Source organism: Legionella nigrisilvae (assembly GCF_977063395.2).
The window spans coordinates 1,091,811-1,103,817 of the sequence record NZ_CDRUGZ020000027.1 but is presented as its reverse complement, the minus strand read 5'-3'; the positions used below and the strand labels follow the sequence as shown (position 1 = coordinate 1,103,817).

Sequence of the window (12,007 nt, the reverse complement as noted above, 5' to 3'; positions counted from 1 at the left end):
ACCTTAGATGACTTCTAAAAGAGCACACGCTGCAATCCCACCGCCACCTGCTGCAACGAGTAATACTTTGTCTTTTGCTTTAATGGGTGCTTGTTCGCGAAGATAATTCAGAGCAATACCTACACTTGAACCCGAAGTATTACCCGTTTCTTCTACCGTTTTGATGATGCGTTCCTCAGGAAAGCCTAATTGTTTGGCAACAGATAAAACTAAATTTTTATTGCCTTGGTGTGGAACCAACCATTGAATATCCGCGCTAGTTAGGTTTAATGACTTCAAGAATTCTTCGGCTCCATCAACCATTCCATGTACCGCTTTAACAAATAGTGCGGTATTTTCTTTAATTGTGATGTAAAACAATTCGGGATTGGTACAATTTGCTGCGGGTAACCGTGAACCTCCGGCAGGTGTGGATACCGTATCACTGACTTCTCCATCAGCAAATAAAGCAGAAGCAAGATAACGAAACTCTGCATGTTCCTCATCGGTAGATACTACACAAGCAGCTGCGCCATCGCCAAAAAGAACGCTTGTAGCGAAATTATTTTTATTTAAAAACTTAGAGCGAATTTCACTGGCGATTAATAAAATGGACCCCTTGGTTGCCTGAGTAATAGCAGCGCTTGTATGCAAACCAACAACAAAGCCCGCACAGGCGGCTCCTATATCGAAAGCACCGGTATTTTTCAATCCAAGTCGGTGTTGCACTAGAGGGCTGGTTGGCGGTGCAAGATAATCTCCAGATATAGTGGCCAAAATAATTTGGTTGATTTTATTTTTCTCTGCAGGTTTTGCAGCGAATAATTGTTCTGCTGCAAGGATTGCCAAATCACTACATGCCTGATCTTCATTAGCCCAGCGTCTATTTCTAATTCCTGTCGAGAAACTAACCAGGGTTGGACTTTGCGTGCTATTCATCCAATTAAGCACTTCTTGATTGCTCATAACCTTTTCGGGCAATGCAATAAAGGGACCTTTAAGATATATGTTTTGTTCGGCGCGTAATAAATTCATGGTAGCCTCTCGCTGTGGAATAGATATAAATTCATGATGATAATATTCCCTCGGAACGCATTAGAGGTAAACCACCGCTTACAGTGATCACAGATCCCGTCATAAATGAGGTTTTAGATAATAAAGGATCCAGGGCTTCCGCGACTTGCGTTGTTTCCCCCATCATGCCTTGAGGAATAATTTGCGCCATTTTTTCTTGATAGGCAGGTCTTTTCCAGAATTGCTCGGTTCTTGAGGTCTTAATCAAACCCACCCGTACAATATTGGATAAAATATTATTGGCACTGTAATCTACGGCAAGATTTAAAAACAATCCTTCAAGGGCTGCTTTGGTCGCACAATAAGCCCCATAACGACTAGTTCCAGTAATTGCAGAAAGACTGGAAATTAGAATCAATCGTCCGAATTTATTGGCTAGTAAAGCGGGTAATAACTGATGAATCAACCAAATATTACCATGCAAATTATCATTGATGTAGGTTCGTAATGCAGGATAAGATAATGCATGTAATTTACGTAACTGACTCACACGCGTAAATGCATTAAGAATGATTCCATCTAAAGGTTCCTGCAATATATTATGCAGATCTTCTTTACTTTCCTCCGGATTGGAAAAATTATATACTACACCGCTGACCTGCATGTCCTGTTGTTTGTAATGCTCTAATGTGTTGTTCAGACTTTCCTTACTTGAACAGGTGATGATGATCTGATCACCTAACTGCAGTCGTCGTTTGGCTATAGCTTGTGCGATATCCGAAGAGCCGCCTGTAATCAAAATATTCATTTTGCCCCCAGCTCGATTAGATATTTTTCTATACTATCAATCGATTCATAATGTTCTTTGATTAAGGGAATAACTGGAATTTTAATTTGAAATTCTCGTTCCAACTCGATGATGACTAAGGCTAACATTAGGCTATCTAAGCCTCCATGTTCTAGGGGAGCAGATGAATCTTGAGGTAGATTACTAAGGCCAATTTTCGCTAATGTATTGCGAATTCGTTCAGTGAGCATGGATTTTTTCCTTCTGACTTAAAAGTAGGGTTTTTCTATCAAGCTTCCCATTTGGGTTACGGGGCAATTTTTTTAATAAGTGCACCGTAATTGGAAGTTTTCTAGGTAAAAAATGTTGTTTTATTTGTTCGGAGAGCATTTGTTCTGTTGTAGTGGCGCTGAAGTTATCTTGTTCTAGACATGCAACTAAACGGAGGCCATATAACTCATCCTCTAAAGGGACGACAATGACTTCCTTAATTCCTTTAATTTGGCAAATTTTATGTTCTATATCAATTAAATTAACTTTTTCACCAGCTATATTGACGATATGATCCAAGCGTCCTTTGATTGCTACTAACCCGGAGGCTAATTTCTCTGCTAAATCTCCAGTAAAAAACCAACCGTCCTGGATCCGGGAGGGTTTTTCTTCTCCCAGATAGCCTAACATAAGTTGGCTTCCTTTAATGAGTAATTCATTATCTTCTGACAAACGGATTTGCCAATCGCCTACCGGATAACCAGCAAAGTCTTCAAGAAATAACGGATCTTTGCTGGAATAAGCTAATACGCGAGGAGCCGCTTCAGTTAAACCATAATTATTATAAATTGTCGCTTTAGGAAAGGTTTGGATCAAACTTTGACGCAACGTAATGTTCAAGGGAGCTCCAGCGGAGACGATCTTTTTTATTTTTGCTGCGCTTTCCGGGAACAGTGCCGCCATTTTGTGAATCGCAACCCAATGAGAGGGAACGCCGCTCCACATTTGAGGAACAGTGGATGTTTCTAATAACGTTTTAATTTCCGTAAATTGGTTAATTAATTGGGTCTTTATTCCAGCGATTAATCCAGGAAGCAATTGGCCCAGTAAGCCAAAAGAGTATGACAAAGGTAAAAATAATAATTGATCCTCTACTCTTGAAAATTCAAGCGCATTAATCACTGCCTTACAATTTGCAGTAATATTTTTTAGTGAAAGTTGCACCGCTTTCATTTGACCAGTACTTCCCGAGGTAAAGAGAATTAAAGCGAGCTCCGGATGATGTTTGATGTGATTATTTTCATGAATTTCTAGAAGCGTTCCTTCTTCATCAACCATCATGTGAGTGCCTAAAATTTGCTGTTTTTCCTCTCCTGACTCTTGGGGAGCAAACAGTGCTACTGGTTTTCCAAGGTTAAAAGCTGCTAACAGCTGAATTACAAATGAAGGCTGAGGTATTGCATGTAAAACCAATATTCCTTGAGGTAATTTTTCCAGCTGTAACGACATATGTTGGATGGCTGTGTCAAGTTCAGCAAAACTTAGCTGCTGATGTTCGAAGCTTAATGCAATTCGAGTCGGCGCGTTCTGAGAGAGAAATTTCATGAGCTAATCCTCAACCTTATTTAATCGCCAACTAGCGATTATAGGTAATGTTTTATCTAATAAGTGTTTTCGACAAAAGTTTCGACGAACTTTTCCACTGGTTGTATGCGGCATGGCTTTAAGAGGAATTAGAATAATATTATGAATTTCAAGTTGGTGTGTCTGATAAATGAGTTCAAAAATGGTATGGAATAAATCATCGTGTTCCTCAGATGACATGCAACGATTTTTTACCTCACACATTACAGTAAGTTCATATTCATGTTCCCTTTGAATGACAAAAGCAGCACATTTACCCAGAAAAACATCCACTTGTGAATGGAGAAGGGTATATTCTATGTCTTGTGGATAATGGTTTTTACCATACAGGATAATCAAATCTTTAATGCGGCCTGTCACATATAATTCCCCTTCACGTACAAACCCTAAATCGCCTGTTCTTAAATACAATTGATTAGTAGGATCATGTAAAATTTTACCATGAAATGTATGTTGAGTTTCTTCATCCTGTTGCCAGTACCCTTGCGCCACACTGGCACTATGCACCCAAATTTCACCGATTTGGTCATTGTTGCAGAGAGTACGTGTTTCCGGATCTACAATTTTTACTGTTTGCATAAACCGTCCGCAACTGATTAAGCTGTGGCTCTGGGAACTTTCTTTGGGAGCAAAATGGACACGATGATCCTGGTACTGTTTTTTACACAAAGCGAGAGCACGATAAGGCGTTCCGGGAGTCGCTCCTGTTACTAATAAAGTTGCTTCAGCTAAACCATAACAAGGAAAGAAGGCTTCTTTGTGAAATCCATAATCTTTAAATGCATGATAAAAATGTTCTAATGTTTCTTTTCGAATGGGTTCGGCGCCATTCGATGCAATTTGCCAGCAACTTAAATCGAGTCCTTGTTTCTTTTCTTCCTTAATGCGTTTGACACAATAATCGTATGCGAAATTAGGGCTACCACTTATGGTCGCTCTGTATTTACTAATGTTTTGTAACCAGGAAAGTGGATTTTGTAAAAAAGAAAATGGGGACATTAGATAGGCAGGTACCGCCGCATAAATAGGAGTTAAAATATAACCAATTAATCCCATATCATGATGAGGAGGGAGCCAGCTGAACGAGATGGTTTCTGTATTTAGCTGAAATGCAGTGTATATTTTGTGAATATTATCCAGCAAATTCCGATGTGTGACCATGACTCCTTTAGGATGCATCGTTGAACCTGAAGTATATTGCAGAAAGGCGATATCGTGTTCGCGAATAAGAGGCGGCTGCCAAAAAGGGCTCAGTTGTGATTCCATATTGTCTATAGCCAAACACGGAACTTTATCCAGATGCGGTGTCCCTTTTTGATCTATGCTAGCAAATTTAAACAAATGATCTGCCGTCATAATTACAAAAACGGGTTGTGCATTCTGAATAATTCGATGTGCCTTATCCACTAGTTTTGCTTGGGCAGGAGGATAAATAGGTACTGCAATACACCCTGCATAAAGACATCCAAAAAAAGCCTGAATCAGAGGCAGCCCCGGAGAAAATAATAACAAGATTCTGTCTCCGGGCTTTGCCCCGTGTTGTTGTAGGTGTACTGCAATGGCTCTTGCTCGCTCATCCAATTCACCAAAAGTCATTGGCTCTTCTAGATTTCTATTTAGAAACGTACAACTCATTTTTTCTGGAGTGTGAAGGGCTCTATATCGAACTGCATCAACTAGTGATACACAGTTGTAAATCGCTTTATTCATCAACGACCTCATGACTTATGGAATTGCAGAACTTGTCCCGCATAAGAGAGCCCACCGCCAACACTCATCATAAGTATTTTTCCCGATCGGTCGAAAATTTTTTCTTCAATTGCTCTAGCCAAAGAATACAGAATGGAGGCACCACCTATATTACCAATCGTATCGGAATCCCAGATAATGGTTTTGTCCATCATTTGATTTTCTTGGAGTAATTCAGTGATTAATTTGCGATTGACTTGATGAGGAATAATCCAGGTAATGGCTTTTTTATCTTCCTCCGTGGGTAATAAATGGGCAAGCATCTGCGTGTATTTAGCATAAGCGAGCTCTTTCATCAGCGACTCATCACCTATTAAGTGATAGCCTATGGTATCAATTTGTTCTACCGTGGGTGGAAAAACACCTTGAGTGGTAAATGCTTCTACGTATTTCCCTTCTGTAGAAAAAAAGGTTTTCTCAATAGTGAACGCACCAGCTTCCTTTTTTTCTATTACCAAGGCTGCGGCACCATCACCTAATCCTATCCATGTTTTTTCATTTTCAGGATCGATTACTTTAGATAATGTTTCAGCACAGCTAACCATCACATTAGGATATCCTAAAGCCATTAAGGCGTAGGCAAGATGAAGTGTAGATAGGGAAGTAGAACAGCCAGTTTTTAAATCATAAGCAGGAGCATCTATTTCTAATCCCCCCAAAACGGCTGCAGCTTGTGAGCCTGTGAATCGTTTATTGGTAGTCGATCCTAGTAAAAAAGCATGTATTTTGGGGAGAGTATAATTCGCAAACAATTTTTTTACTGCTTCAGTTGCTAATGATTCCGCAGTCAACTCTCGAGATTTATCTAAAGACTCCCAAGGTTTATGGCACCAATAACGGGAGTAAAAACCAAACTCCTCACCGATTTTTTCCGCAAACTTCTCTAAAAAAGCTAAAGAATGCTCTGCTGTTCTTGGAAAGTTTTGTAAAATCTCCAAATTAGTAATAGGAGGGGCGTCAGGAAGGACTCGAGATGCGGCTGTAATATCGAAACGAATGTTAGGATGCAAAATTTCCATAAAATTACCTTTTAGTATGTCTTAGCCGCCTTGTTCAGCGGTCATCAAAATTAAATTTGGCTAAATTATAGCTGTTTTTTAGGAAAAATTGACCCATGTAATTACGAAGTGTATATTTTATATAAATAAAATTTAAGGTTGAGCGTTATATGTCCTCATCGTCTGTCAGTAAAACCACGATGAAATGGATAGAAAATCTTATCGACGAGCATAGTTTTCTTCCGTTATTTGCAGATTATATTCCTAATAATCAACCCCACTTACAATTTGGGGCTGAAGTAATTACAGGGTTGGCAAAAGTAAACCACCGTCCTGTTGCAATATATGCTCATGATAATTCATTTAACCGAGGGTATATTACCAGTCAAGGCGCAAAAAAAATTCTGCGTCTTATGGATAGGGCTAAAGATTTACGTATTCCGATTATTGCTTTTTTAGCATCTCCTGGAATTTCTTTAGAAGAGAATTTATTAAGTGGTGATGAGTACACACAAATTATCGCCCGTAACATCAACTTATCTGGGGTGATTCCACAATTTGCGGTGCTTGTTGCTCCAACTCTTGGAGCACCCGCTTATTCTGCGGTACTCATGGATCTGCTTTTTTTCAACAAACATCGCAGTTACCTGATGGTAACAAGTCCCATGGTGGTTCAACAAGCTATAGGTGAAAAAGTCAGTATGAGTGAATTAGGTGGTACCGCAATGCACGCGAGTACTACAGGCATTGCGGATTTTGTTGATGACAGTATCAGTGCACAAATCAATCATGTTAAAACGATGCTCAATCTTTTTCCATCGCATAGTGGCGAATGTCCCCCTATCCATTCAGTGCAAGAACCTATTCATACTTTGCCCAATATTCCAGCTGATCCAAGAATACCGTTTAATATGCTCGAATTGATTCAGGCGATTGTTGATAATTCGGAAGTACGACAATACAAAAGCAACTACGGACAAGCAATGATTTGTGCGTTTGTTCGTGTACATGGTTATGTAGTAGGTATCGTTGCGAATCAAAGTATTCGATTTAGTGGTGCGATTGATTCAGATGCGGCGCAAAAAGCAGCTAAATTTATTCGGATATGTGATGCCTATCGGATTCCAGTGCTTACCTTAATTGATGTTCCTGGGTTTATGCCTGGTAAACGCGAAGAACAAAAAGGTTTGTTACAACACGGCGCAAGATTATGTGCTGCGATGCAAACTCGGGTGCCTAGAATGAGTGTAATTGTGCGTAAGTGTTATGGGGCTGCAGCATTTCTGATGATGCAAACGGCATCTCAACAAGGAGATCTTGTTTTGGCATTGGAGACTGCAACTCTTGGCGTAATGGGTAAAGAGACGACGAAAAAGGTGCAAAATACGGATGGCCAGTTCTCTAGTGAGACGAAACATCAACCTACTGATAAGTCGCATCTTGATCCATCCCTAGCGGATGCCTATGTTTCAGGTTTAATTGATGAAATTATTACTCCTCAGCAAATACGGGGAAGGTTAAGTCAACATTTGGAGTATGTATATCGTAAATTGGATGATTTGCCGATGGCACGACATTCTATTGTATAGAACGAGTGGGGTATGACATTTGCCTTTCATCCTATCCCAAAGGGATGAAAGAAGAATGGTTAAAAATTCCTCTGCCTTAGCCATAAGAAAGATAAAAAACCTTGTTTTATTCATGGAAGAAGGATGAGGTGTAAAGAAAACAGCATATGTGCAATTAGTAAGGACCATTATGTCTTACCTTGATTTACTGCAATTAATTAATTCATTTGAGGCTTATTTGGGAAATCCTGAACGACAGGATACACCCCTCAACTTTCAAGAAAGCTTGCACTATGATGAGCAAGAACAACTTGCTTGGTCACAAATTAAATTGATCCAACAATGGGGTTATATGGAATATCTGATCCCGCAATGTCTTGGAGGCCAGTTTGTTTCACTAGACGTGGCATATTTTTTGGCAAAATCCATTTGTAGACGAGATGTGACCACCGGTATTGCCTTAGGCTTACCACTTTTGGGGGCGCTACCTCTTTGGATCGCAGGAAGTGAGGACCAGAAAAAAAATTTAGTTGCCTCTCTTCGACGCGGGGAAATCACTGCCTGCGCTTTAACTGAAGAAGCGCATGGCTCTGATATTATGGCAAATGAAGTATTTGCTCATTCTTCTAGTAATGGATGGATATTATCCGGGAAAAAGTGGTGTATTAATTTTGCTACTTTAGGGCATAATGTGACCCTTCTTTGTCGGACCCATCCTCGAGGAGGGCCGTTAGGTTTCTCGGTTTTTTTTATAGACAAATCGAAAATTCAATCTGGGTTTGTACCTACGCCTAAACTTCCTACACTTGGGGTCAGAGGTTTAGACATCAGTGGCTTTTCTTTGGATAAGGTTTTTTTGCCTCCAGAGACATTAGTTGGGGATGAGAAACGCGGATTAGAAATCATCTATAAAACCTTACAGGTTTCCCGCACTTTATGTGCATCTTTTTCTGTGGGTGCTGCAGATACCGCTTTGCGATTGGCACTTTCTTTTACTCAGCAACGCCAATTATATGGTAAAACGGCCTATGAAATTCCTGTTGTAAAACAACGTCTGGGAGAGCAATTTACTCAGTTACTTATTGCTGATTGTACTGCTTTAGCAGTCGCCCGGGCTTCCTCCATCATTCCTGAGAAATTATCGTTTTGGTCTGCCATCATTAAATTTCTTATTCCCAAAATAACCGAAGAACTCGTCGAACAATGCGGTACAGTGATGGGTGCTCGTGCTTATTTGCGTACCACAAAGTGGGCCATGTTTCAAAAAATCAGGCGTGATGTTCCAGTGATCGGTTTATTTGATGGAAGTAGCCAGGTTAATTTATCCGTGATTGCAGGTAGTTTATTACCACAAGCCGGAATGAGAGGAAGTTCTTCTTCAAGCCAGACACAACGGTTGGAACCTATCTTTAATCTCGACTGTATTTGTCCAGAATTCTCTATGGATGGTTTAGGTCTTTTTACCCATACTGAAGACGATATTTTGGCTGGTTTATTCCGATTACAATCACCGCAAATCGATTCATTAATTAAAGCAGTTCGTATTGAACTCAAACGATTGGATCGGCATGTAATTGCCTTACAAGAACAAAAACAATTCGATCCGCGCAGCTTGGCCGCTTTTCGGCTGGCAGAGCAGTATTGTTGGATTTTTGCAGCCAGTTGTTGCATTCATTTTTGGCATTATAATCAAAAACTAATGACTGAGGAACTCGGGGGGGTTGTTTGGATCAATTCAGCAATTCAATTCATTCTTAATAAATTAAATGCCCATTCAAGTGTTGATAATAAACTGCAGGAGTCTATGGCGGAGTATTTAGCTTTATTTTCTGAACAAAATAAAATGTTCTCTGTGATCCCCATAAAAATACCTGGTTAAAGTGCCTCGCTAGATTCAGGTTTTGCAGTTATTATTGTTTATTGTATTCATGTAGGTTAGTCAAAAGAATGAATTGGAAAAGATTATTAATCGCAGCAATCACTAGAAAAAAGTATCAGGCTTTTATTAAAGATACGAAATACCCTGAGCGTTCGCGCGAAAAATTGTGGCAACAAGAGATTATACCTTTATTAAAAAAATCTTCTTATTGGAGTGCTGCATTGAAAAGCATCCACACTTTAAACTTGGATGATTTTCCAATTACTACCTATGAAGATTATGAAGAAGACCTCTTGGCCGCACAATATAGCCTTATTCAGCCCTTTAATGGTGAAAATTTAATTTTTTGGTCAGAGACATCAGGAACAGCAGGTGTTCGAAAATATTTCCCAATAACTACTTCGTTCCAGACCCAGTTTCAACGTACGATGCCGCCTTATATCTATAACTTGACACAGCGATTTTCTGGATTATTTCAAGAAAAAATAATGTATCTGGTTGCAGTGGATGCTCATCGAACATCTCCAGCAGGCATTCCTTCAGGTTGGATTAGCAATTTCAATTATCGTAATTTACCTTCTTTTATTAAACGTTTTTATGCTCTACCTGATGAAGTATTTGATAATACAGAAGTCTATACACAATGGTCTGCTTTGTATGCTTTAGCATCGGATCTTAGCGCAATATTTGCAGTAACTCCTATGGTGATCGATGCATGCTTCGAGCGTTGTCTTAAAAGCTTTAAGCAGTTTTTACCTTATTTATTAGATGAAAAAGTACTGCCTGACTTTTTGCCGCCGATTCAAATTACAAAAAAGCGTCAAGAATATTTACGTCAATTAGCACAACAAGATCCCAAATCATTCAAAGAGTTTTGGCCCTCATTGAATGTAGTTGGATGTTGGATTTCTAGTCTTTGTGAATACCCCGCACATCAATTGCAAAAATTGTTAGGACCAGGGGTTGAGATGGTTGATGGCACCTTTTCTGCTACAGAAGGGTGGATTACTGTTCCGTTAGACAACCAACCAGGAGGAATCTTACATCCTAGTGCTCATATTGTTGAGTTTATCGAAGAGGGCAAACGAATTGAAAAGGAAAATCTTGTGCAATCTTGGGAATTAGAACAGGGCAAAAATTATGAGGTATTTTTAACTACAGCGATGGGTTTTGTTCGCTATCAGTTAAAGGACGTAGTGAAATGTACCGGCTTTTTAAATAAAGCACCAAGGCTTGAATTTTGTTATAAAACACAAATGTTAAAATTAGAAAGCTGTTCGATTTCAGGTCACGAGTTGCAAGAAATGTTGCATTATATTTCTTTTGAGATGGCACCATACTGGTATTTTGCTCGTAATAGTTTAGGGAACAGGGTTGTTTTGGTTACTGATGATTCAATTCAAATAACAGACTCCATATTATCAAAAATGCACGAGCGTTTAATGCAAATCAATGAACCCTACGCCCATGGTGTGATGACTAAAGAGGTGCTGCCCATGAGTTTATTCCAATTGCCCAAAGAGCAGTTATTAGTAGATAATCATGCGCAGACCAAACCAAAACTTATTTCTCAGCAAGTAATTACTGAAAGATGAGTACCAGTTTTCTGCATCACTCTCAATAATTGTGTTATCGTTTGGCTCTCGAGCCGGCAGCTATTAAAGAGGAACATCATATTATGACTGAGAAGAATAAAACCAAGGCAAAAAAAAAGACCCCCAAAAAGACTGAATTGACCACACCTATGCTCATCATTAGTGATATCGTTTCAATCTTATTTAGTTTGATGCCAGCGGTAGCTGCATTTAGTTTAACCGGTTTATTTATTTATCATGGTTATAATTATACCTGGTTGGTTTTTCCTATAGCCCCTTTTGTTTTATTTGCTTCCTTTATTACTATTATTGCTGCGATTAGATTGTGTTTGCCGCGCTTAAAGCCTGGACGATACAAGCGTGAAATGAATCGAATGACCGTTGCATGGTTTTGTCATTTTGCGCTAGCCCGTTCCGCTAAAGTGGTTGGTTTGATTCCTTTGTTGCAAACGTTCAACATCACCAAATTTTTTTATTGGCGGGCGCTGGGTGCCAAAGTTTCTTTTCACATTGTAAATTCTTTTGATATTGATTTTGTCGATTGTCCATTAATCACCATAGGAAAAAATGTCACTCTTGCGAGTGGAGTGTCAATAAGTTGTCATTCCGATGTGGGGAACTTACTTTTTCTTGCTCCCGTTCTTATTGAAGATGATGTATTTATAGGCATGGCAACCACAATTGGTCCGGGAACGACAATTAAAAAGGGATGTTGGATCGGTTATGGGAATACGTTTGTTAATCAGATGGTAGAGGAAAATAGCCGATTTGGTAATATCAGGCCCACACCGGATATACAATAA

At 39.4% G+C, this 12,007-nt stretch carries 10 protein-coding genes; 4 read left to right on the top strand and 6 right to left on the bottom strand.

The window, feature by feature from the left end:
* Window positions 1–3 precede the first annotated feature (3 nt).
* The 6 genes from ACWTE2_RS22195 to ACWTE2_RS22170 are packed head-to-tail and all read right to left on the bottom strand — an operon-like array spanning window position 4 to window position 6,183.
* Window positions 4–1,014, bottom strand: coding sequence for a 3-oxoacyl-ACP synthase III family protein (locus ACWTE2_RS22195; RefSeq protein WP_454784399.1), 1,011 nt, complete (start codon window positions 1,012–1,014; stop codon window positions 4–6).
* A gap of 31 nt (window positions 1,015–1,045) precedes the next feature.
* A complete protein-coding gene (locus ACWTE2_RS22190; RefSeq protein ID WP_454784398.1) occupies window positions 1,046–1,801 on the bottom strand; it encodes an SDR family NAD(P)-dependent oxidoreductase in 756 nt (251 codons plus the stop codon).
* Window positions 1,798–2,031: an acyl carrier protein gene (locus ACWTE2_RS22185; RefSeq protein WP_182391387.1), complete on the bottom strand. Its 234-nt coding sequence runs from the start codon at window positions 2,029–2,031 to the stop codon at window positions 1,798–1,800. Before ACWTE2_RS22185 ends, ACWTE2_RS22190 begins: the two co-directional genes overlap by 4 nt.
* A complete protein-coding gene (locus ACWTE2_RS22180; RefSeq protein ID WP_454784397.1) occupies window positions 2,021–3,376 on the bottom strand; it encodes a class I adenylate-forming enzyme family protein in 1,356 nt (451 codons plus the stop codon). Before ACWTE2_RS22180 ends, ACWTE2_RS22185 begins: the two co-directional genes overlap by 11 nt.
* A 3-nt stretch (window positions 3,377–3,379) precedes the next feature.
* On the bottom strand, window positions 3,380–5,125 hold the full coding sequence (locus ACWTE2_RS22175; protein WP_454784396.1) for a fatty acyl-AMP ligase: 1,746 nt from the start codon (window positions 5,123–5,125) through the stop codon (window positions 3,380–3,382).
* Between the two features lie 8 nt (window positions 5,126–5,133).
* Window positions 5,134–6,183 carry a 3-oxoacyl-ACP synthase III family protein gene (locus tag ACWTE2_RS22170; protein ID WP_454784395.1) on the bottom strand — a complete coding sequence of 350 codons (1,050 nt, stop codon included), beginning with the start codon at window positions 6,181–6,183 and terminating at the stop codon, window positions 5,134–5,136.
* Between the two features lie 149 nt (window positions 6,184–6,332).
* Between ACWTE2_RS22170 and ACWTE2_RS22165 the strand changes: the two genes are divergently transcribed.
* The 4 genes from ACWTE2_RS22165 (at window position 6,333) to ACWTE2_RS22150 (ending at window position 12,007) form a co-directional block, all read left to right on the top strand.
* Window positions 6,333–7,751: an acyl-CoA carboxylase subunit beta gene (locus tag ACWTE2_RS22165; RefSeq protein ID WP_454784394.1), complete on the top strand. Its 1,419-nt coding sequence runs from the start codon at window positions 6,333–6,335 to the stop codon at window positions 7,749–7,751.
* Window positions 7,752–7,917: 166 nt separating this feature from the next.
* Window positions 7,918–9,609, top strand: coding sequence for an acyl-CoA dehydrogenase family protein (locus tag ACWTE2_RS22160; RefSeq protein WP_454784443.1), 1,692 nt, complete (start codon window positions 7,918–7,920; stop codon window positions 9,607–9,609).
* 68 nt (window positions 9,610–9,677) lie between these two features.
* Complete coding sequence (locus ACWTE2_RS22155; protein ID WP_454784393.1) at window positions 9,678–11,204, top strand: GH3 family acyl-acid amido synthetase; 1,527 nt, start codon at window positions 9,678–9,680, stop codon at window positions 11,202–11,204.
* A gap of 83 nt (window positions 11,205–11,287) precedes the next feature.
* A complete protein-coding gene (locus ACWTE2_RS22150; protein WP_454784392.1) occupies window positions 11,288–12,007 on the top strand; it encodes a DapH/DapD/GlmU-related protein in 720 nt (239 codons plus the stop codon).